Source organism: Pseudomonas sp. 43mfcvi1.1, from assembly GCF_900115935.1.
GTDB classification, from domain to species: Bacteria; Pseudomonadota; Gammaproteobacteria; order Pseudomonadales; family Pseudomonadaceae; genus Aquipseudomonas; species Aquipseudomonas bijieensis.
Window position 1 is genome coordinate 220,164 of sequence record NZ_UETT01000004.1, and the last position, 25,113, is coordinate 245,276.

Sequence of the window (25,113 nt, forward strand, 5' to 3'; positions counted from 1 at the left end):
CTCCATGGAGGCTGGGTTTGGAAGGGAACAAACAGCCTGGAAACACACATCCGGGAAGCCGCAAACCAGGCGCGGGGAGATTGCCTCCCCGCGCCCATGGGTTTACATGTCGTAACGCAGGATCATGCCGAACGTGCGCGGTGCGCCGACGTCGATGATGTCGTCGTTGCGATTGTTGGTGACGTACTCCTTGTCGAACGCATTCTTGACGTAGGCGGACACGGCGACGTTCTTGGTGACTTTGTACTCGGTGTTGAAGTTCACCAGCACATAGGCGTCGCTCTTACGCTCGCCACTGACTTTGCCGTTTGAGTCGAATTCGTACTCCGAAGGCGCGGTGCTCTGATAGACAATGTCCGTGCCGAATATCAGGCGATCGTCGAAGCGATAGACACCACCCACCGAGGCCTTGTATTTAGGCGAGTAGAGGAACGATTCACCGCTCCTGTCCTGGCCATTGTCAGCGACGAAGTCCTTGTATTTGCTGTCAGTAATGGCACCACCGACGTTCAGGGTCAGTTGTTCGGTGATGTCTTTTTCGACGAAGACTTCCAGGCCCTTGATGTCACTGCGACCGGCGTTGTAGATATCAATGACGTTGCTGCCAGACTGCCGCACGCTGACCTGTTGGTCTTTCCAGTCGGTGTAGTACAGGTTGGCGCGGGCGCGCAGGGTCTTGTCGAAGAACGAACCGCGATAGGACAGCTCGTAGTTGGTGGTGTATTCCGGGTCGTAGGCCTGGTGACCGCTACCGGAGCGCAGGTTGACACCACCACCGCGATAGCCCTTCTGCACCATGAATCCGAGGTACTGGTCCGTGGCCAATTCATAGTCGATGCCCAGTTTCGGCAGCACGGCATCAAACGACTTCTTGATTTTCTCGGGAACGAAACGGCCGTCCTCCTCGATATCGGTATTGTTCGTCTCGTGGTCGTAACGCAGGCCGGTGATCAACGTCCAGCGCGGCGCGAACGTCCAGTTGACTTCACCGAACACCGCCTTGTTTTCAATCTTGGTATCACCTTTGACGGTACGCACCAGTACGTCATCGAACAGCAGCCGGTCGTGGAACTTGTTGGTGTTGTGGCCATAGTAGGCGCCGACGAAACTCTTCACCGTGTCCGAGGCGTAATTCAGACGCAGTTCCTGGCTGAACAGGTTCCCGTCTTGCTTACGCAGAACGACCTCGTTGTCCACCGCATTCTGGTCAAAATCCAGACGGTTGCTGTAGTCCGTGCTGGTATTGGCCGTCATGCTGGTCAGCGACCAGGCATCGTTCAGGCGATAATCCACCTTGGCGCTGAGGGTGTCTTGCTTGAGGTTGTCGAAGGCTTCGGTATTGGACGCGATGTCGTAATAGCTCGGCTTGCCATCGGAACCGCGCATCGTCGAGCGGTCACCCTGGCGGTGCTCGTTATGGGCATACGTCAGCAAGACGTCAGTGTCGTCATTGGGCAGGATCAGCAATTTACCGCGGGCGTTGCTGGTGCGATGCGGGTTGGCATCTTTATCGAGCGTGGTGTTGCGAATGTAGCCGTCACCGTCGGAATAATCCACGGCAATACGCCCGGCGATCTTCTCATCCACGATCGCCCCGCCACCCGCCACGGCCGCTCCGTGCTCACCATAGTTCCCCACATTGGTTTGCGCCGAGAAGGAAGGCTCGAAGGTTGGATTTTTGGTCTGGATAACCACCGCACCGGCCAGGGAGTTACGACCCTGGGTGGTGGACTGTGGCCCCAGGAATATTTCGACCTGCTCGGCATCCCAGAGCGGGACCGGGCTGAGGGTCAGCGCGCGGTTCGGCTGCACGGCACCGTCGACATACACCGATACCGCACCGTTGAGGGCCGCCGGGCCCTGGTCGTCGAAACCGGACACCGGCACGCCACGAATACCCCAGTTCTCATTGCCGGCCTGGCTATAGACGCCGGGCGTACGGGCAAAGACATCCACCAGGTCCTTGTCGCCATGCTCACGCAGGTTCTTGTCGGTGACGACCACGACGCTGGATTGGGTTTTCTCGAGGGTACGGTCGATTTTTTCACCCGTCACGGTGATGGGAGCGATCTCCATCTTGCTCGCTTCTTCAGCCGCCCATGCGCCGTTGCTCAAGCCGATGGCCGACCCCACAGCCAACGCAATTGTGTTCTTTTTGAAATTCACGCCCCGCTCCCCTGCGACAGATATTTTTAGGTTTTTTGAGCTGGCCGAAGGCTGTTTGGCGCCAGCGGAGCGGAGTCTAATCCAAAAAAAAAATTAAATAAATAGTATTGATAATCCATCTCATTTGTACCTAGTATGTCGTCTTGTATTGATCTGGATACATTACAGACGAGTCCTACACACCCGACCGCTGCCCTGCTTTCAAGGTCCTGTGACTGGTCGAAGAAGACAAAAGAGGATGCACAAGGATGACCTCAATCGAACACCTGAACGGGCGTTCCGAGCTTTTTTCAATGGCGCCCACGGATGCAAGCGCGCAGTCGTTACCCGTGCTGGTACAGGCGGCACCGGGACAGTCGATCCACGATCTGGACGCCTCGATCCGCGACGGCCTGGCCCATGCCCTGACCACGGTAGGCGGCGTGTTGTTCCGCGGTTTCACCGTCGCCACGCCCATCGATTTCAAGCGCTTCGCTGCCAGCTTCGGTGCACCGCTGGCCAGTTACGAATTCGGCTCCACGCCGCGCAGCAAAGTCTTCGCCGGGATCTATAGCTCCACTGAGTACCCGGCCCATCAATTCATCCCGTTGCACAACGAGCAGGCCTACACCCGGCCCTGGCCTTCGCGCATCTGGTTCCACTGCATCAAGGCCAGCGAAACCGGTGGCGAGACCCCGATTGCCGACAGCCGCCTGATCTACCAGCGCATGCCTGCCGAGATTCGCGAGCTGTTCGCCAGCCGTGAGTTGCTCTACGTGCGCAACTACAGCGGCGCCCTGGACCTGCCCTGGGAGAAAGTCTTCAACACCCAGGACCGTGCCCAGGTCGAACGCTATTGCCAGGACAACGACATCGAGTGGGAATGGAAAGCCGATGGCGACCTGCGCACCCGCCAGCATTGCGCCGCCGTGCAGCAGCATCCCGAGACCGGTGAGTGGGTCTGGTTCAACCAGGCGCACCTGTTCCACGTCTCGGCCATCGAACCGAGCGTACGCGCCAGCCTGCTGGCGGCGGTGGGTGAAGAGAACCTGCCGCGCCATGTCTATTTCGGCGACGGCTCGCCGATTGCCGACGACATGCTCGACACCGTGCGCGAGGTCTACCGCGAGACCGCCATCAGTTTTCCCTGGCAGCCCGGCGACGTCCTGATGCTCGACAACCGACTGGTGGCACACGGTCGCAATCCTTTCACCGGTGACCGCAAAGTCATCGTGGCCATGGCGTGAATTGCACATGTTTTCATTCGAACATTGGATCGACGTGCTGGAAGCCAACGCCCAGCACTTCCCTCAGCGTGCCGCCCTGCATTTCCTGCCGGACGGCGTAGAGATCGGCGAAACCCTGACCTTTGCCCAACTGCACGAGCAATCCCGATCCCTGGCGGCCGCGCTGCAAGCGCGTTATGCACCGGGCGACCGGGTGTTGCTGATGCTGCCCACCAGCCTCGACTACGCCCGCGCCTTCTGTGCCTGCCTGTATGCCGGCTTGATTGCCGTGCCGTTGTTTCCGCCGCCGTCGCGCAAACCGCGCCATCTCGACCGCGTCCGCAACGTGGTGGTGGATGCCGAACCGGCGCTGATTCTCGCACCGGCGGACTATTGCGAAGGCTTGCTGGAACTGGTGGAGGGCCGCGTCGAGGTGCTGACCGTACAGGACCTGGGCACACCCCCGGCCGGCCAGTGGCAACGCCCGGCCATCGATGGTTCGACCGTGGCCTTCCTGCAATACACCTCGGGCTCTACCGGCTCGCCCAAAGGCGTCGAGGTGCGTCAGCGCAACCTGATCGCCAACGTCGAACTGATGCGCCAGGCGTACGGTTTCGACGAACACGGCGCCATGGTCAACTGGCTGCCGCTGTACCACGACATGGGTCTGATCGGCGGGATGCTGGCCCCGCTCTACAGCGGCATGCCCTGCTATCTGATGGCGTCCCAGACGTTCGTCAATGCGCCGTCGACCTGGTTGCAGGCGCTGAGTCGCTACCGCGCCACCGCCAGTTTCGCCCCCAACTTCGCCTATGCCCTGTGCAACCGCGTGGTCAGCGATAGCCTGATCGCACAGCTCGACCTGAGCGCCTGGAAACACGCCATCAACGGCGCCGAACCGATCCACCCAGGCACCCTGGAAGCCTTCGCCCAGCGCTTTGCCGCATGCGGCCTGAACCCGTTGGCCATCAGCCCCGGTTACGGCCAGGCCGAAGCCACCCTGTGCGTCAGCGCCACACCGGCCGACGCGCTGCCGGTGGTGCTGCGCCTGGACAAAGCCGTGCTGGAGACCGGCCGCGTGGCCCTGGCGGCCGCCGATGCCGCCGCCGTGGAGTTCGTCGCCTGCGGTTACCCGCAAGCCTTGCATAGCATCGCCATCGTCGACCCGCAAACCTTTGAGCGCTGCGCTGACGATCGCATTGGCGAAGTCTGGCTCAAGGGCCCGAGCAACGCCGAATCCTATTGGAAAAACCCCACGGCCACTCGCGAAGCCTTTGAAGCACAGATCATCGGCTCATCGGAGCATTACCTGCGCTCCGGCGACCTGGGCTTCATGCACGAAGGCCAGGTGGTGATCTGCGGACGGCTCAAAGATCTGCTGATTCTCAACGGTCGCAACCTCTACCCCCACGACATCGAATTCGCCATTACCGACGCCGAGCCGGGCATCCGTACCGGGCGCATCGCCGCGTTCTCGGAAATGGACCCGGCACTGGGCCGCGAGAAACTGGTGATTGTCGCCGAGCCGCAACGCAAGTTCGTCGACCCGGCCCATCACCCGGCGCTGTTCGCGTCGATGCAAAATGCCGTGCGCGAAGCCGCCGACTGTGGCATCGACCAGATTGTGCTGGTGCAAGCCGGCACCATCCCGATGACCACCAGCGGCAAGATCGCCCGTCAAGGCGCGCGCAAACAATTGGCCGCGGGCACCCTGAGCATCATTGCCCAGAGCACTGGCGCCCTCGCCGACGATAGCGAGGCCGTCGACCTTGACCAGCTCAAGCGCCTGGTAGCCGAGGCATCGCACCTCGCCCCGGCGGCGTGCCGTCAGTGGTTGGAACAGACGCTGCGCCAGGTCAACCCGTATTTCTCGGCGAACGTCGAGCTCAGCCTGGTAGGCCAGGGCCTGGACTCCATCGGCCTGGCCGACTTCGCCGCTCGCTTGCACCGGGACCTGGGCTGGAGCCTCGATACCCAGGATCTGTTCGGCGAACAAACCCTCGGGCAATGGGCGCAAGCCTTGCAGGACTTCCTGGGACAGGCGTCGCCAACCTCCGAGACCTCGAGCGAGCGCCTCGACACCCAGCAGGGTCGTCAGTCTTTCGCCCAGAGTCGCCTGTGGTTCCTGCGTCAGTTGAACCCGGACGACACCCAGCACAACCTGGTGCTGCACCTGCATCTGCAAGGGCCATTGGACGTCGAGACACTTGCACTGCGCCTGAACACCCTGGTCGAGCGCCACAGTGTCTTGCGCACCGTCTACCGCGACGGTGTCGAAGGCCCGCAACAACGGGTGCTGCCGGCTTCGGCGGTCCCGCTGGCGCACCATGACTTGCGTGGCCAGAGTGAGGCGCAGCAACAGCAGGCACTGCGCGACCACCTGGCCAACGAACACGCCACACCTGTGGACCTGGACGCCGGCCCCGCGCTGCGAGCGCAGTTGCTCAGCCGCGATGACCAGCACCACGACCTGTTGCTGACCCTGCACCACATCGCTTTCGACGGTCGCTCGGCGCAAGTGCTGTTGGCGGAGCTGGCCGGCTCGGCAGACGCCTCGTCGCCGGTGCAATACCTCGACTTCGCCCAATGGGAAGCTCGGCACTGGAGCGAACAGCGGATCGCCGCCGAGCAGGATTTCTGGCGCGCGCACCTGGCCGGCCTGCCGCAGTCGCTGGACCTGGGTGGCAACGGCAAGACCCAGGGCCAGCACAGCCTGGACTTCAGCGTGCCCCAGGCCAATTGCGAACGGCTGACGACGCTGGCCCGCGAGCAAGGCATGACCTTGTTCATGCTGTTGCTGGCCAGCTACCAACTGGTGCTCAAGCAACTGGGCGGCCAGCCGCAATTCCTGCTGGGCACCGATGTCAGCGGCCGGCCGCTGGCCGAGCACAACGACGTCATCGGCTTCTTCGTCAACCAGTTGACCCTGCGCTGTGACCTGCGCGGCGAACCGACCCTGGCCGGTTTCCTTGGGCAGGTGCGCGATGAAGCGCGCCTGGCCTACGCCCACCAAGGCCTGCCTTTCGACCTGGTGGTCTCGGCCCTGGCGCCGCAGCGCCGTCCCGGTCACTCGCCGCTGTTCCAGGTCAAGCTCAACTATCAGCCGTCGCGGGTGGCCCCGACCGCCATCGCCGGCGCGCACTTGTCCGCGCTGGACGTGGCACAGGCACCGGGGGATTTTCACCTGGTGCTCGACCTGGTGCACGGCAGCGAAGGCCTCGCCGCGACCCTCAAGTATCGCGGTGAATACTTCGATCAGGACCGTGCCTCGCGTCTGCAACACCTGTGGACGTGCCTGCTGGAACAGCTACACAGCCTGCTGGACGAGCCGTTGCCGGCGCTGGCCGAACGCATCGACAGCTGGGACCAGGCCTTCGCCCGCGAGCGGCAACAGTCCCAGGCGCTGGCCGGTCGCAGCCAGCTGATGCAAGCCAAACGTCGCTCCTTGTCCCTTTAACCGAGTCGGATGCCGTTATGTCTATCGTGCCCCCATCGCCACGCGCCCTCGGCGCCGTGCGTCGCAAAGCCATGAGCGTCTCGGAACAACAGTTGGTGACCGAGCGCCTGCTCAGCCCGGACCACGCCCTGCCCCTGGTGATCGAGCCGGCGGTCAGTGGCGTCGACCTGGTCGCCTGGGCCGCCCGGGAACGCCAGTCGCTGGAAAAGAAACTGCTGGAGTACGGCGCCCTGCTGTTTCGCGGCTTCAACGTCGCGTCCGTCGAACAGTTCGACCAGGTGATCGCCGCCCTCTCCCCCGGCGCGCTGGAATACATGTTCCGCGCCTCGCCCCGGACACGGGTCGGCGGCAACATCTACACCTCGACCGACTACCCGGCCGACCAGATGATTTTCCCCCACAACGAACACTCCTATTCGCCGCGCTTCCCGCTGCGGCTGTTCTTCTACTGCCAACTGCCGTCCGAGACAGGTGGTGAAACACCGATTGGTTCGACCCGCGCCGTGAAGGCCAGGATCAGCCCGCAGATCGAAGCGCGGTTCCGGGAAAAAGGCGTGCTGTACGTTCGCAACTACGGCGACGGTTTCGGCCTGCCGTGGCAGACCGTGTTCCAGTCCGAAGACCGCCGCGAAGTGGAGGCCTACTGCGCCAGCGTCGGCATCGAAGTGGAATGGAAAGACAACAATCGCCTGCGCACCCGCCAACGCGGGCCGGCCGTGGTGCGCCACCCGCGCACCGGCGAAGAGGTCTGGTTCAACCACGCGACGTTCTTCCACATCAGCACCCTGCCCGAACGCATCCGCGATTCGCTGCAAAGCAACTTCAACGACCTCGACCTGCCCACCAACACCTTTTATGGCGATGGCGAACCGATCGAGCCGCACGTACTGCAATCGCTGCGTGCGGCCTACCTCGACTCGCTGGTGCGTTTCAGTTGGCAACAGGGGGACGTGTTGTTCATCGACAACATGCTCGCCGTGCACGGTCGCGAACCCTTTACCGGCAAGCGCGCCATCATGACCGGCATGGCTGAAGCCCTGCTGTCGAGCGACGTTGCCGTCTGACATTCAACGGGTCCACCCGCCGTTCACAGGAGGCTTGCCTGACACGTGTCCAGCAAGCCCCGGCGTCTGTGCGGTGATCCAGGCTCAAGCCCTTTTCCAGTCGAGATGAACATGAGCGGACTTCAAGGTTTTCGTATTTCACCGCAACAGGCATCGGTTTACCCCCACATCAACGGCGCGGCGGAGCACCCGTTCAGCTGTCATTTGCAATGGTCGCTGTCGCAACCGCTGGACGTCGACGCATTGAACAACCGCTTGCAAGCCCTGGTGGCCGGCAGCGAAATCCTGCGCACGCGACTGATGCCCGTACTCGGCCTGCGCGACCCGGTGCAGGTGATTGACGAAGCCGGCTCACTGGCGGTGAACCTGCAGGACCTGCGCCAGCACAGCCGCGCCGACCAGGACGCCGCGCTGACTCGGCTCGCCGATCAGCCCCGTGACTGGACAACCCCTCTGTGCGTGACCCTGGTGCGCCTGTCCGATGAGCAAGCAATCCTGGACCTGGCGGCGGCCAGCAGCCACTTCGACCTCGCCAGCCTGAAATGGCTGGCCGGTGCACTGCTGCAGGACACTCCCACGGACCTGTCCGAAACCCTGCAGTACGCCGATTACGCCGAATGGCGCTGGAGCCTGGTCGAGGAGGCGCCGGACCATCCGGGCGTGAGTTTCTGGAAACCTTCGGGCGAAACCGAAGCGGCCACCTTGCAGTTACCGCTCGAATCGGCCCTCGATGGCGGATTTGCGCCCGTCCGACTGGACCTGAGACTGTCGACCGACCTCGCCCGTCACCCGGCCCTGACCCCGGACCTGCTGCTGGCTGCATGGGCAGCGGTGCTGGGCCGACTGGCCGGCCAGCAACAGGTGCCACTCGCCCTGATCCATGAAAGTCGCGGTGCGGAACTGGCGGATACCCTGGGCCTGTTCGAGCAGTGCCTGCCCGTGAACATCGAACTGGATGCCCAGGCGACCCTGCTGGAGCAAAGCACGCAAGTGGCCGCCACCCTGGAGCGAGCAATCGGCTGGCAAGACTATTACACCGGCCACCTCAACGCCGACTATGCCTTTGCCTGGCGTTTGGGCGATGCCCGGGAGCGCCATGCCAGCGCGGTGATGAACCCGTTGAAGGCGTGCCTGAACGTGCGCCAGTTGCCCGACAGCCTGCACGCGCAGTTGATCTACGATCGCCATGCCCTCAGTGCCGACGCGGCGGGTTGCCTCGCCGAGCAATGGCTGCAACTGCTGCAAGGCGCCCTGGCGGAACCGCAACGGGCCTGGGCCCAACTGCCCCTGGGTGGAGCGCTGCAATCGCAGCTGATCGGCACCAATGCGAACGTGCCCTCCATCGAACCGCTGACACTGGTGGAGTTGATCGCCCGTCAGGTTCGCCAACAGCCGGACGCCATCGCTCTCAGCGGCAAGGACGGCGACCTGAGCTACAGCCGCCTCGACGCCTGCGCCACGCTGTTGGCCCATCGCCTGGTCGCTGCCGGCATTGGCCCCGGAGTGCCCGTCGGCATCCTGTTCGCCCGCAGCAACGCGGCCATTGTCGCCATGCTCGCCGTCTTGAAAGCCGGTGGCGCCTACGTGCCAATCGACCCGACCTACCCGGCCGACCGCCGCGCCTACATGCTCGCCGACAGCGCCATTGCCCACATCGTGGTCAGCGCCGAACTGGCCGACAGCGTGCCGGCCAGCCTGCAACGCTTCGTGCTGGATGACCTGGCAACGCCGGACCTCGGCGATTTGCCGACACTGCCGTTGCCAGACGCGAACGACCTCGCCTACTTGATCTACACCTCGGGCTCGACCGGTGCGCCGAAAGCCGTGGAAATCAGCCACGGCGCCCTGAGCTTCTCGACTCAGGTGCGCATGGCCGCCTATGCGACGCCAGTGCGCGCCTACCTGCTGCTGTCGTCGTTTGCCTTCGACAGTTCGGTCGCCGGGATTTTCTGGACCCTGGCCCAAGGCGCACGCCTGGTATTGCCCGCCCCGGGTGAAGAGCTGGAGATGTCTCGCCTGGCCCAGTTGATTACCCAGCATCAGGTCAGCCATGGTCTGTCGCTGCCGTCGCTCTACCAGGCCCTGCTCGATCAGTTGCAACGCAGTGGCGGAGCCGACAGCCTCGCCTGCTGGATCGTCGCCGGCGAAGCCTGTCCGCCGTCGCTGATCGCGCAACACAGCAAGGCCCTGCCCCACGCCCGGCTGGTGAACGAATACGGCCCCACGGAAGCCACCGTCTGGGCCACCTATGAGGTGTTGGAGCCCAACCGGAACGTCAGCATCGGTCGTCCGATCGCCGGCATGGACCTGCGCCTGCTGAACGAATTCGACACCGCCTGCGGCATCGGCGAGCCGGGAGAAATCATCCTCGCCGGCCCGACCCTGGCCCGCGGCTACCGCAACAAGCCCGAAGAAACCGCCAAGGCCTTCGTCACCCTGGTCGACGGTACTCGTGCCTACCGCACCGGCGACCTGGCGTGCTGGCTGGCCGACGGACGCCTGGCGTTCCTGGGGCGCAAGGACCATCAGGTCAAGGTCCGCGGCTACCGCATCGAGCTGGGCGAAATCGAACGCCAGTTGTGCAGCCACAGCGACGTGCGCGAAGCCGCGGTGATCGTCCAGGAACAGGCCGCCGGCAAGCGCCTGCTCGCCTACATCCTGGCCGCTCATGGCTACGCACCGGACTCCGAGGCGATCAAGCGCTTCCTCGGCGAGCGCCTGCCGTCATACATGGTGCCGGCCCTGGTGCTGACCCTGGCGAGCTTCCCGCGCACGCCCAACGGCAAGCTCGACACTCGCCAGTTGCCCGATCCGGACCAGTTCGATGAAAGCGCCCATGTGGCGCCGCGCAATGCCATGGAGACCACCCTGCAAGCCATCGTCGCCAAGGTCTTGAAGCTCTCGACCGTGAGCGTCACCGACAACTTTTTCGCCATCGGCGGCGACTCGATCCTGAGCCTGCAAGTGGTGGCCCAGGCCCATGAGCAAGGCATCGCACTCTCGGCCAAGCAAGTCTTCGAACGCCAGACCATCGCCGCCATGGCCGAGGTCGCGCAACCGCTGGCCCCGAACGCCGCCGAGCCGCAAGCCGACAGCACCGAGTTCAGCGCCTCGGGCCTGTCCGATGACGAAATGCAAGCGTTGCTGGCCGAACTGGACGAGGCCGACCTGTGAACGGCTCCTCCCGTCGCCACGCCATCACCGCTGCCCCTTTTTACGCAGGACGCTTTCAATGACCACCGAAAAAACCGCCGGTAACCCGATCGAAGACATTTATCCGCTATCGCCGCTGCAACAAGGGATGCTATTCCACTCCTTGCTGCACGAAGACTCCGGCGTGTACCTGATGCAGGATCGCTACCGCATCGGCGGGGCCATCGATGAAGGGGCGTTCCTCGAATCGTGGCGCCAGGTGGTGGCGCTGCACCCTTCCCTGCGCGCCAGTTTCCAATGGAAAAGCCAGAAGCAACCGGTGCAGGTGATCCATCGCCAGGTCAAGGTGCCGCTGGACACCCTCGACCTGCGCGGGCTCGCCCCCCATGAGCAGGAAGCGCGAATCCGCACGCTGCTGGAAGACGAGCAGAAAGTCGGCTTCAACCTGTCCAAGCCACCGCTGATTCGCTTCCGGCTGGTGCGCCTGGCCGATGAATCCTACGAGTTCATTCGCAGCTTCCACCACATCCTGATGGACGCCTGGTGCATTTCCCTGGTGACCGTGGACTTCCTCAAAGTCTACGAAGCACTGTGCAACGACCGCACGCCGGAACTGAAAAGCCCTCGGCCATTTCGCGATTACATCCAGTGGCTACAACGCCAGGACGCAGGCAAGGCCGAGCAATTCTGGCGCGGCCAGTTGCAAGGCCTCAACGCCCCCACGCCACTGACCGTGGACAACGGCGTGACCCGCGACCGCTACACCGATGCAGTGCTGGTGGACGACCAACTGATTCACCTCGACGCGCAGGAAACCCAAGCGCTGGCAGCGTTCTGCCGCAGTCGCCGGATCACCCCGAACACGTTTTTCCAAGGTGTCTGGTCGTTGCTGCTGTCGCGCTACAGCGGGCAGCGGGACGTGGTCTTCGGCGTCACCGTGGCCGGGCGTCCGGCCGACCTGACCGGCGTCGCGGAAATGATCGGCCTGTTCATCAACACCTTGCCGCTGCGGGTTTCGGTGGACCCGAACGCCGCGCTCGGCAATTGGCTGGGCGACCTGCAAAAGCTCAACGTCGACATGCGCGACTTCGAGCACACGCCGTTGACCGATATCCAGGGCTGGAGCGATTTCCCCCGGGGCGAAACCCTGTTCGACAGCATCCTGGTGTTCGAAAACGCCCCCATCGACGAACAGATTCTCGAAGGCGGTTTCCAGTTCAGCCTCGAAGGCATGGACCACAGCGTGCATACCCACTACGGCTTGACCGTGGTGATCCTGCCGGGCGAACAGCTGGGCATCCGCGTGTCCTATGACCGCGAACGTTTCGCGGCCGCCACCGTGCAGCGCCTGCTGGGCCATATCGCCAGCCTGGTACGCAGCATGCTCGCCGCCCCCGACGCGCCGTTGGCCAGCTTCGAGCTGCTGGCCGCCGAGGAACGCCAGCAGTTGCTGGGCGAGTGGGCGCTCAACCCCCACGCTTTCCCGCTGGATCAAAGCTACGCCGAGCTGTTTGCCGCCCAGGTGGCCCAGCGCGGCGAACAGGTCGCCGCGATCTGCGCTGGTGAGTCGTTGACCTACGCCGAGCTGGACCTGCGTTCCACGCGCCTGGCCCACGCCCTGCGCGAAGCTGGCGCCGCTGAAGATCAACTGGTGGCGCTGGTCGCCCCCCGTGGCCTGGCGTTGTTGACCATGATGCTGGCCGTGTTCAAGGCCGGCGCGGCGATGCTGCCCCTTGAAGTCAATCACCCGCCCGAGCGCCTGCGGGAAATCCTCGGGCTGTCCGGCGCGCCGTTGCTGGTCGCCAGCGAAGCTTGCAGCGGCCTGCTCGATCAGCTGCTCAGCGGCCTCGACCAGGCGCCCGAGGCGCTGTTCGCCGAAGCCTGCTGGACATCCGGCAACAACGCGCCACTGCCGGTGCTCGCGGGCCCGCACAGCCTGGCCTACGTACTGTTCACCTCGGGTTCGACCGGCACGCCCAAGGGCGTGATGATCGAACAGCGCGGCATGCTCAACAATATCTTCGGCAAGGTGCCGGCCCTGGGACTCAGCGCCACCGACCGGATTCCCCAGACCGCGTCGGTGGCGTTCGACATTTCGGTGTGGCAGTTCCTCGCCGCGCCGGTGCTCGGCGCCACCGTGCACATTCTTGCGGATGAAGTCGCCCACGACCCGCAGCGCCTGTTGCAAGTGCTTGCCAGCGAGCGCCTGAACGTACTGGAAATCGTCCCGAGCCTGATGCGTACCTTGCTCGCGCTGTGCCCATGCGATTTGCAATTGCCGGACTTGCGCTGGGTCCTGCCCACCGGTGAAGCCCTGCCGCCGACCGTGGCCCGGGACTGGTTCGCGCGCTTCCCCGACATCGCCCTGATGAACGCCTACGGGCCGGCCGAATGCGCCGACGACGTGGCCTTCCAGCCCATTTTCGAAGCACCGGGGGCCGAGGTCAGCCACATGCCCATCGGCCAGCCGACCGCCAACAACCGCCTGTATGTGCTGGACGAGGCCCTGCGCCCGGTGCCGGTTGGCGTGGCCGGGGAAATCTGTGTCGGTGGCGTCGGCGTCGGCCGCGGTTACCTGCACGACCCGCAGCGCACCGTTGAGGCGTTTATCGACCATCCTCAACTCGAAGGTCGCCTGTACCGCACCGGCGACCTGGGACGCTGGCGTGCCGACGGGGTGATCGAGTACCTGGGCCGGCGCGACCAGCAGGTGAAACTGCGCGGGCATCGGATCGAACTGACGGAAATCGAACACCGTCTCGCCCAGCACCCGAACGTCCGCGAGGCCGCCGTCCTGCTGCGGGAAAACACCGTCGGCGAAGCCTGGCTGGTGGCGTACTGGTCGGCCCATGACCAGGCCCTGGACAGCGACGGCCTGAGCGAACACCTGCGCACCCAACTGCCGCCATACATGGTGCCGGCGGCCTTCGTCTGCCTGGACAAACTGCCCCTGAACAATAACGGCAAGGTCGACCGCAAGGCCCTCGCCGCCCGCGAGCTGGACTGGCAGGCCGACACCCAGCAGAGCATCGCCCCGCGCAACGCGCTGGAAACCACGGTGGCGTCCATCTGGGCCGAGGTCCTGGGGCGCGACACGGTGGGCGTGGAAGACAACTTTTTCACCCTCGGCGGGCACTCGCTGCTGGCGACCCAGATCGTTGCCCGCCTGCGCACCCAGTTCAAGCTCGACCTGCCGTTGCGGGTGCTGTTCGAACAGCCGACCGTGGCCTTGCTGGCCGAAGCCATCGGCGCACGCCAGGCCGAGGCCGCCGCCCCGCAAGCCAGCGCGACCAGCGTGCCCAAGGCCCAGCCACGTCCGCCGCTGCTGCCGTTGTCGTTCTCGCAACAACGCCTGTGGTTCATCGAGCAACTGACGCCGGGCACCACCCTGTTCAACATCCCGTTCGCCCTGCACCTCAAGGGTGAACTCAATGTCGAGGCGCTGCACGCCAGCCTGAACGATCTGCTGGTGCGCCATGAAATCCTGCGCACCGGCATCCACAGCGTCGACGGCGTGCCGTGCCAGCGTATCAGCCCAGCCCTGGACATCGCGCTGCCTTTCGAAGACTTGTCGGGCCTGACCGCCACCGCCCTCGCCGGCGCGCAGTTCAATGCCCTGCAAGACACCTTCGAGCAACCGTTCGACCTGACCTGCCCACCGCTGCTGCGTGCGCGTTTGCTGCGCTTGGCGCCGGGCGAGCACGTACTCGGCATCGCCCTGCATCACCTGGTCTCGGACGCCTGGTCGGCCACCATCGCCCTGCGCGAACTGGCCCTGGGTTATGAAGCCCGTTGCAACGGTGCCGCCGCCGAACTGCCGGCCCTGCCGCTGCAATACGCCGACTTCGCCCTCTGGCAGCGCGAACACCTGCAAGGCGCCGAACTCAAGCGCCAGCTCGATTACTGGACCACCACCCTGGACCGCCGCGACAGCGACGCCAGCCCGCTGCTGGCCTTGCCCACCGACCATCCACGGCCATCGGTGCAAAGCTACCGCGCCGGGATCGTGCAGCGTGAACTCAGCGCCGACCTCAGCACCCGGGTGCAAGCCTTTGCCAGTCGCCTCGGCACCACGCCGTTCACCGTCCTGTTCGCCGGTTTTGCCGTGTTGATGCACCGTTTGAGCGGCGATGCCACGGTGCTGGTCGGCACCCCGGTCACCCACCGTGAACAGCCGGGCACCGAAGGACTGCTGGGCATCTTGCTGAACAACCTGGCGATCCGCGCCGACTTCGAGCCGCAAGCCGGCTTCACCGCCCTGGTCAAACAAGTGGCTGAGCGCCTGCGCAATGGCCTGCTGCATCAGGACCTGCCGTTCGAACAATTGGTGGACAGCCTGCAACTGCCACGCAGCCTCAGCCATGCGCCGCTGTACCAGGTGATGGTCGCCCAACAACTGGCCATGGAATCGCGATTGCGCTTCCCCGGGCTGGAATTCGAAGCGCTGGACACGCCGCTGCGCCACTCTGAATGCGATCTGGACCTGCACGTGCTGTGCCCGGCCAATGCGCCGATCCAACTGGAGCTGATGTTCGCCCTCGACCTGTTCGTCGCCGACAGCGCCCGCCAGACCCTCGCCCGCCTGGAGCATTTGCTCGAACACATGCTCGCCGAGCCACAGCGTCCGGTCGCCGCCTTGCCACTGCTGATGGACGCGGAGTGGCAACGCACCGTGGTCGAGTGGAACCGCACCGAGATGGCGGTGCCGACGCACCTGACCTTCGCCCAGTTGTTCGAACAACAGGCCGAGCGCACCCCGGAACGTGACGCCCTGTGTTTCGAAGGCCGCAGCCTGAGCTACGGCGAACTGAACCGGCGCGCCAACCAGGTGGCGCACTACCTGCGCAGCCGTGGCGTCGCTGCCAACCGCCCGGTGGCGCTGTGTGTCGAGCGCTCGCTGGAACTGCTGGTCGGCCTGCTGGGCATTCTCAAGTCCGGTGGCGCCTATGTGCCGCTGGACCCGACCTATCCGGTGGATCGCCTGGCGTACATGCTCGAAGACGCGCAACCGGCGCTGTTCCTCGGCCAGCAAGGCCTGTTGGAACAACTGGGGGCGGGCCTGCCACGCCTGCGCCTGGACAGCGACGCCGCTCTGTTCGCCAACCAACCGGACAGCAACCCGACTCCACTGGCCGGGCCGCAAGACCTGGCCTACATCATGTACACCTCCGGCTCGACCGGTAAGCCCAAGGGTACCCTGGTGACCAACGGCTCGGTGGTCAACCTGGCCTGGGCGCGTATCCATGGCTTGTATCGCCGCTACACCGACCAGCCGATGCGCACCAGCTTCAACTACTCGTTCGCCTTCGACAGTTCGGTGGCCGAGCTGATCCTGTTGCTCGACGGTCACAGCCTGTACCTGACCCCGGAAGAGGTGCGCTACGACCCCGAGGCCCTCGCCGGATTCTTCCGCGACACCCGCCTGGAAGCCTTCGAGTGCACCCCGGCGCAGCTCAAGGCCCTGCTCGAAAGCGACGGCGTTCGCCGTGGCGAGGTGTACCTGCCGCGCTTCGTGCTGTTCGGTGGCGACGCGGTGGACGCGCAACTGTGGCAACGCCTGCCGTCGATTACCGGCAGCCGCTTCTTCAACACCTACGGCCCGACCGAATGCACGGTGGACGCTACCGGTTGCGCGGTGGATGACTTCCCGCTGCGGCCGATCATCGGCCGCCCCATCGCCAACGTACGCACCTACGTGCTCGATGCCTTCCTCAACCCGATGCCGGTGGGCGTCCCGGGGGAGCTGCACATCGGCGGTGCCGGCGTGACCCTGGGCTACCTCAACCGCGCCGAGCAGACCGCGAAGGTGTTCATCGAAGACCCGTTCTCATCCGTGGCAGGCGCGCGGATGTACAAGTCCGGCGACCTGGTGCGCTGGTTGCCCGACGGCCAGCTCGAATACCTGGGCCGTATGGATCATCAAGTGAAGATCCGTGGCTTCCGCGTCGAGCTGGGGGAAATAGAAACCCTGATCGGCGCCCAACCAGGCGTGCGCCAGGCCGTGGTGCTGGCTCGTGAAGACGTGCCCGGCGACAAGCGTCTGGTGGCCTACGTGACATGCGACCAGCAGGCCGACATCCACGCCTGGCGCAAAGCCATTGGCGCCGCCCTGCCCGACTACATGGTGCCCTCGGCATTCGTGCTGCTCGATGAGCTGCCGCTGACCGACAACGGCAAACTCAACCGCAAGGCCTTGCCGGCCCCGGACATCCAAGCCGCGCCAGACGCCCTGGACCCACCTCGCAGCGCCGCCGAACAGCAACTGGCCGCCCTATGGGCCGAGTTGCTGAACCTGCCGTCGGCGCAAATCGGCCGTGACAGCCATTTCTTCTACCTCGGCGGCCACTCGCTACTGGCGGCCACGCTGTTTGCCCGCCTGCGCCAACAGTTCGCTAGCGTGCCGCCGTTGCGAGCAGTGTTCGAACACCCGACCCTCGAAGCCCTGGCCGCGCTGCTGGGTGATCCGCTGCAAGCCCCGGCGGCAACCTTCGTCCCGGCGGCACGTCCGGCGCGCCTGCCGCTGTCGTTCGAACAGCAACGCTTGTGGTTCCTCGAACAACTGAGCACTGGCGGTGGCGAGTACAACGTGGTCAGCGCCGTGCAGTTGGACGGCGAACTCAATGTCCAGGCCCTGCAAACGGCCCTGAACAGCGTGGTCCAGCGCCACGAAATCCTGCGCAGCCGCATCGTGCGCGATACCGATGGCGAGTTGCGCTTGGTGGTCGAACCGCAGGTCGATCTCACTCTGCGAGTTACAGTGTTGGAGGCGAGCAGCGACGCGCAGTGGCAGCAACTGACCGACACAGCGATCCACGCGGAAACCGGCCGCCGTTTCGACCTCGCCGCCGACGTGCCCGTCCGTGCCACGTTGTTGCAACGCCGCGACGGCATCCAGTCGCTGTTGTTGCTCAGCGTGCACCACTGCGCTATCGATGACGCCTCCAGCCAGAACCTGCTGGATGAACTGCGTCGGTTCTACACCGCCCAGTGCCAGGGCACCCCGGTGGCGGTGCCAGAGCTGGCGCTGCAATACCCCGATTACGCCCTCTGGCAGCGCGAACCCAGCCAACAGACCGCGTTCAGCAGTCAGCTGCAATACTGGCGCGACCAACTGGAAGACGGCGACTACCTGCTGGACCTGCCGACCGAACAGGGCCGTCCAAACCAGCTCGCCCCAGCGGCGGGCGCGGTGCAATTGCAGTTGCCGCCAGAGCTGGGGGAACGCCTGCGGCAGTTCGCCCAGCAACGCGGTGCCACTCTGTACATGCTCATGCTCGGTGCGGCGCAATTGCTCTTGGGACGCTACGCCAACCAGCGCGACGTGCGAATCGGCAGCCCGGTGGCCCAGCGGCCATTCGCCGAGCTGCAACCGCTGATCGGCTGCTTCGTCAACACCGTGGTCATGCGTGCAGACCTTGATCCGACGCTGGATTTCGAAGGTTTGCTGGGCCAGGTGCGCAACCGTGTGCTGGATGCCCAGCAGCATCAGGATGTGCCGTTCGACCAGGTCGTGGAGCACTTGAAGCCTTCACGCAGCCTCGGCCAGACGCCGCTGTTCCAAGTGCTGTTCGCCATGCAGAATGCCGATTCGTCGAGCCAGCCATGGCCGCAGTTGCAGGTCAGCGAACGCGCCGTGACCGCCCAGGCCACCAAGTACGACCTGAACTGGGAAGTGCACGACGGCGAGGTGCTGTCGGTGTTGCTGGAATACCGCGCCGCGCTGTTCAGTGAAACCACGGCCCAGCGTTGGCTGGAACAATGGCAACAACTGCTGGAAACCATGCTCGATGCGCCACAGACCCGCCTCGGGGATTGGACACCGTTGCCGGCGGCCGAGCGTCAGCGTCAGTTGGTCGAATGGAACGCCACTGAACGTCACTACAGCGGCCCGACCAACCTGCACACCGCCCTGAGCCAGCAAGCAGCCCTGAGCCCCAACGCCCCGGCGCTGGTGTTCGAAGGCCAGCGCCTGACTTATGCCGAGCTGGACCAGCGGGCACAAACCGTTGCCCGGGCCCTGCGCGCAGCCGGCGTGGGCACCGACAGCATCGTGCCGGTGTGCATGGAACGTTCCGTGGAGATGGTCGTGGCCTTGCTCGGCATCGTCCATGCCGGCGCCGCCTGGCTGCCGCTGGATCCGGAACTGCCTGCTCAACGCTTGGCCTTCCTGATCGAAGACGCCGACGCCAAGGTCACCTTGACCCAGGCGCAGTGGCTGTCGCGCCTGCCGGCCGGGCATCAAGCCTGGACGCTGGATGCATTGCCAAACGCTGAAGTGGGAGAACCGATCAGCGTCGAGGCCAACGACCTGGCCTACGTGCTCTACACCTCCGGTTCCACCGGCCAGCCCAAAGGCGTGATGAACGAACACGGCGCCTTGATGAACCGCCTGCACTGGATGCAGGACGCCTTCCCGATTGGCCCGAACGACCGTGTATTGCAGAAAACCCCATACAGCTTCGACGTGTCGGTGTGGGAGTTCTTCTGGCCGCTGATCACTGGCGCGACCATGGTGGTCGCCCGTCCGGACGGGCATCGCGACCCGGCCTACCTCAGCCAGTTGATCCAGCAGGAGCAGGTCACGACCTTGCACTTCGTGCCGTCGATGCTGCGTGCGTTTGTCGAGGAACCGAGCCTGGTCAATTGCCACAGCCTGCGCCAGGTGTTCGCCAGCGGTGAAGCCTTGCCGGTGGACCTGGTGCGGCGCTTCATGGGCCAACACCCGGCAGCCCTGGTCAACCTGTACGGCCCGACCGAAGCGGCCATCGACGTCTCGGTCTGGCGTTGCTCCGCCGACGACGTGATCGTGCCGATCGGCAAGCCCATCGCCAACCTGCGCCTGTACATCCTCGACGAAGCCCTGCAACCGCTGCCGATCGGCAGCATCGGCGAGCTGTACATCGGCGGCGTCGGCGTGGCCCGGGGTTATCTGAAGCGTCCGGACCTGACCGAGGAACGCTTCCTCGCCAGCCCGTTCGTGGCCGGTGACCGCCTGTACCGCACTGGCGACCGTTGCCGCTTCCTGGCCGATGGCAACATCGAGTACCTGGGGCGTCTCGACCATCAAGTGAAGTTGCGTGGACAACGCATCGAGCTGGGGGAAATCGACGCTGCGCTGCTGGCCCAGGCCGGTGTGCGCGACGCCGCCACCTTGTTGCTCGACCAGCGCCTGGTAAGTTTCTGGTGCGGTGACGCCGATGAAGCGACCCTGCGTGCCGACTTGAGTGACAGCCTGCCCGCGCACATGCAGCCAAGCCTGTTCGTGCAGCTCGACCGCCTGCCGCTCAACAGCAACGGCAAGCTCGACCGCAAGGTACTGGCCGCCACGCCGCTGCCCCAGAGCCAAAGCGACCAGCCGCGCACCGCGCCGCGCAATGTCACTGAAACCGTGCTCTGCGAACTGTTCAGCGAAGTACTGGACTGTTCGCAAGTCGGCATCGAGGACAACTTTTTCCAACTCGGCGGCCATTCCTTGCTGGCTACCCGCCTGGTCAGCCGGGTCCGTGAACGTCTTGGGATTTCCCTGCCCTTGCCGCTGGTGTTCGCCCAACCGACGGTAGCGGCCCTGGCCGAACATCTGCGCGCGGCCCTGCCCGGTGAATCGATCAGCGCGCAACCGCGCCCGGCGCAATTGCCCCTGGGTCTGGCCCAGCGTCGGTTCTGGATGCTCAGTCGTCTGGTACCGGAGTCTCGCGAGTACCACATGCCATTCGCCCTGACCTTGCGCGGCGAGCTACAGGTCCAGGTCTTGCGCGACGCCTTTGAACAGGTCAGCCAACGCCACCTGGTGCTGCGCAGCCGGATTGTCGAAGTCGACGGCGAGCCACAACTGCTGATCGACGACCATGGTCCGGCGCTCGCGGTCACTGGCGTCGCGACCCAGGACTGGGCAACCACCTGCGCCAACGCTCAGGACGAACTGATGACATCGTTCGACCTGGCCGCCGCCGCGCCTTGGCGTGCGCACCTGCTGCAACGCCAGGGCAGCGACGAAAACCTGTTGTTGGTGTGCCTGCATCACAGCGCCACCGACGGCTGGGCCATGCAGTTGCTCATCGATGAACTGACCCAGGCCTACGCCGCCGGCCTCAACGGGCAATCGCCCGCCTGGACGCCGCTGGAGATCGACTACGTCGATTTCGCCCTCTGGCAACAGCACCCGGACACCCAGGCCCGACGCAGTGACAGCCTGGACTATTGGAAAAACCACCTGGGCCAGGACGACTACCAGCTCGACCTGCCCCTCGATCATCCACGCGGCGCCGAAGCGGACCGGCGCGCCCGGCAACTGACCGTTCGCCTCGGCACCCCGCGCGCCGAAGCCATCCGGCAGTTCGCCCGTCAGCGCGGCACGACCAGCTATGTGGTGCTGGTCACCGCCTTGAGCGCGCTGCTGGCCCGCTACAGCGGCCAGCGGGAAATCCGCCTCGGCACCCCGGCGGACCAACGTGACCATGCGCAAACCCAGACGTTGCTGGCCTGCCTGGTCAACACCCTGGTGATCCGCAGCGACGTCGACCAACGGGCCCCGGCCGAGCGATTGCTCGCCAGCCTCGAAGCCGATCTGCGCGCCGCCCAGGCCCACGCCGATCTACCCTTCGCCACCCTGGTCGGTGCCGTCGCGCAAAACCGCGACCTGAACCGTACGCCCCTGTTCCAGGTGTTGTTCTCCCTCAACTATGGCCGCGTCGACAGCAGCCAATGGCCGGGGCTGAACGTCGAAGAGCAGATGCTGCCGGTGATCGACGCCAAGTTCGAACAGAGCTGGGAAGTCCAGGACGACGGCAGCGACATGACCCTGGCGCTGGAGTACCAATCGGCGCTGTTCGACGAAACGACGATGCAACGCTGGATCGCCCAGTGGTGCGCGCTGCTCGACGCCCTGGTAGCGGCACCGGAGCGCACCCTGGTCGAACTGTTCCCGCAACAGCAGGACCAACAGCAACTGGATCGCTGGAACGCCACTGAACGTCACTACAGCGGCCCGACCAACCTGCACACCGCCCTGAGCCAGCAAGCAGCCCTGAGCCCCAACGCCCCGGCGCTGGTGTTCGAAGGCCAGCGCCTGAGTTATGCCGAGCTGGACCAGCGGGCACAAACCGTTGCCCGGGCCTTGCGCGCAGTCGGCGTGGGCACCGACAGCATCGTGCCGGTGTGCATGGAGCGCTCGGTGGAGATGGTCGTGGCCTTGCTCGGCATCGTCCATGCCGGCGCCGCCTGGCTGCCGCTGGATCCGGAACTGCCTGCCAAACGCCTGGCCTTCCTGATCGAAGACGCCGACGCCAAGGTCACCTTGACCCAGGCGCAGTGGCTGTCGCGCCTGCCCGTTGGGCATCAAGCCTGGACGCTGGATGCATTGCCAAACGCTGAAGTGGGAGAACCGATCAGCGTCGAGGCCAACGACCTGGCCTACGTGCTCTACACCTCCGGTTCCACCGGTCAGCCCAAAGGCGTGATGAACGAACACGGCGCCTTGATGAACCGCCTGCACTGGATGCAGGACGCCTTCCCGATTGGCCCGAACGACCGAGTGCTGCAAAAGACCCCGTACAGCTTCGACGTCTCGGTGTGGGAGTTCTTCTGGCCGCTGATCACTGGCGCGACCCTGGTGGTCGCCCGTCCGGACGGGCATCGCGACCCGGCCTACCTCAGCCAGTTGATCCAGCAGGAGCAGGTCACGACCTTGCACTTCGTGCCGTCGATGCTCCGTGCGTTTGTCGAAGAGCCGAGCCTGGTCAATTGCCACAGCCTGCGCCAGGTCTTCGCCAGCGGCGAAGCCTTGCCGGTGGACCTGGTGCGGCGCTTCATGGGCCAACACCCGGCAGCCCTGGTCAACCTGTACGGCCCGACCGAAGCAGCCATCGACGTCTCGGTCTGGCGTTGCTCGGCCAACGACGTGATCGTGCCGATCGGCAAGCCCATCGCCAACCTGCGCCTGTACATCCTCGACGAGGCCCTGCAACCGCTGCCGATTGGCAGCATCGGCGAACTGTACATCGGCGGCGTCGGCGTGGCCCGGGGTTATCTGAAACGTCCGGACCTGACCGAGGAACGCTTCCTCGCCAGCCCGTTCGTGGCCGGTGACCGCCTGTACCGCACTGGCGACCGTTGCCGCTTCCTGGCCGATGGCAACATCGAGTACCTGGGACGTCTCGACCATCAGGTGAAGTTGCGCGGACAGCGGATCGAGCTGGGGGAAATCGACTCGGCCCTGCTGAACCTGCCGGCCATCACCGGTGCCTGCACCCTCGTCATCGACAATCGCCTGGTGGCGTTCTACAGCAGTAGCACCGCGCAGTCGGACCTCGACACCCAGCTCGCGGCCGAACTACCGGCGTACATGGTGCCAGCGGTGTGGGTGCAAGTCCCGGCCCTGCCCCTGAGCACCAACGGCAAGATCGACCGCAAGGCCTTGGCTGCCTTGCCCCTGCCGAACACCCAGAAAGACTACGCGGCACCGCGCAATGACCTGGAACGCCTGCTCTGCCAGCTGTTTGGCGAACTGCTCGGCGAAACCTTGACCGGCGGCCGTGAAGTCGGCACCTCGGACAGTTTCTTCGCCCTGGGCGGTGACTCGATCCTTGGCCTGAAACTGATCTCGCGTTTGCGTGAACAGGGCTATTCGCTCACGCCACGGGATCTGTTCCGCTCGCCGACCCCGGCGGCCCTGGCCCACGTGACCACGGCGCTGCTGACCCAGGCCGAACAAGGCGAGGTGACCGGGCCGATGCCGCTGATGCCATTGCACCAGTGGTTCTTCGACCAGCAACAGGTCCACGCCGCACATTGGAACCAATCGGTGCTGGCCGACAGTGACCGCCGCCTGGAACCGGCCATCGTGCAAGCCACGCTGGATCGGCTGGTGGCCCACCACGACGCCCTGCGCCTGCGTTTCACCGACGTCGACGGCCGATGGCAAGCCCACATCGCGCCGGTGGCACCGGCCCAACTGACCTGCTGCGAGCACCCGGAACAGCTGCTACACGTCGCACAAAGCCTGGACCTGCAACACGGCCCGCTGTTCGCCGCGGCCCTGCTGGAAGGCACACCGCAGCGCCTGTACCTGGTGGCTCATCACCTGGTGGTCGATGCGGTGTCCTGGACGCCGTTGCTGGAAGACTTCCAACAGCTGTACGCCGCACTGGAGCGTGGCGAAAGCCCGACGTTGCCGGCAAAAACCACCGCCTATCGGCAATGGGCCGAGCACCTGCAAGCCCATGGTGCCAAGGTCGCTGCCGAGCATCGCTACTGGAGTGCCCAGACCGGCGCGAACCAGCCGCCAATGGCCATCGTCGCTGAGCGCCAGACACTGTCGGCCCGCTGGGATGCCAGCCGCACGCACCAATGGCTGACCGAGTCCCATGCCGCATACCGCACGCAACCGGAAGAACTGCTGATCGCCGCCCTCGCCGCAACCCTGACCGAGGTCGAACAGCGCAGTGACATCGTGGTGGACCTGGAGCGCCACGGGCGTGACGCACCGTTTGCCGGACTGGACGTCGGCCGTACCGTCGGCTGGTTCACCACGCTTTACCCACTGCGCGTGAATGCCAGCGGCGGCGCCGGCGATCAGGTGCGCAACGCCAAGCAAGCCTTGCGTGACGTACCCGGCCTGGGCCTGGGCTACGGCTTGCTGCGCCAGCGCGGCGAGTTGCCGGCCAGCCATGGTGATGTGCTGTTCAACTACCTGGGGCATGAGCAAACGCCAGAGGGCTGGTTGCGCGCCAGCAGCCTGACCCCGCCGCCGGACGTGGCCCCGCAGAACCGAGTGACCCATGCCCGTGAAGTGGTGGCCTGGCTGGAGGACGGCGTGTTGCGTGTCGAATGGCACAGCGTCACGCCGAATGCCGACAGCCATTTGCCCGCGCGCCTGCTGGAACGTTTGCAGGCGCTGGTCGAACACTGCCTCGACCCACAGGCCGGTGCGCTGATGCCCGCTGACTTCCCGCTGGCCAAGGCGCTGAACCAGAAGTCCCTGGACAAACTGCTGGGCAAGCTCAAGACCAAACCCAATTCCCAAAGCTAGCGAGCGACGCGGCGCCCGCACAGGTCTGAGACCGGCGCGGCG

Annotated in this window: 6 protein-coding genes; 5 read left to right on the top strand and 1 reads right to left on the bottom strand. The window is 65.0% G+C overall.

The features are described 5' to 3' along the window. Positions 1-102 precede the first annotated feature (102 nt). Positions 103-2,166: a TonB-dependent receptor gene (locus DTP52_RS09755; protein WP_109753162.1), complete on the bottom strand. Its 2,064-nt coding sequence runs from the start codon at positions 2,164-2,166 to the stop codon at positions 103-105. Between the two features lie 248 nt (positions 2,167-2,414). Between DTP52_RS09755 and DTP52_RS09760 the strand changes: the two genes are divergently transcribed. The 5 genes from DTP52_RS09760 (at position 2,415) to DTP52_RS09780 (ending at position 25,071) form a co-directional block, all read left to right on the top strand. Further along, entirely contained in the window at positions 2,415-3,392 is a 978-nt protein-coding gene (locus DTP52_RS09760; protein WP_109753163.1) for a TauD/TfdA family dioxygenase, read from the top strand. 7 nt (positions 3,393-3,399) lie between these two features. Further along, a complete protein-coding gene (locus DTP52_RS09765; RefSeq protein ID WP_109753164.1) occupies positions 3,400-6,828 on the top strand; it encodes a condensation domain-containing protein in 3,429 nt (1,142 codons plus the stop codon). 17 nt (positions 6,829-6,845) lie between these two features. Beyond that, positions 6,846-7,892, top strand: a complete 1,047-nt coding sequence (locus tag DTP52_RS09770) for a TauD/TfdA family dioxygenase (protein ID WP_109753165.1) — start codon at positions 6,846-6,848, stop codon at positions 7,890-7,892. 111 nt (positions 7,893-8,003) lie between these two features. Next, complete coding sequence (locus DTP52_RS09775; protein ID WP_109753166.1) at positions 8,004-11,066, top strand: amino acid adenylation domain-containing protein; 3,063 nt, start codon at positions 8,004-8,006, stop codon at positions 11,064-11,066. Between the two features lie 58 nt (positions 11,067-11,124). Then, positions 11,125-25,071: a non-ribosomal peptide synthase/polyketide synthase gene (locus tag DTP52_RS09780; protein ID WP_109753167.1), complete on the top strand. Its 13,947-nt coding sequence runs from the start codon at positions 11,125-11,127 to the stop codon at positions 25,069-25,071. Positions 25,072-25,113: the final 42 nt, after the last annotated feature.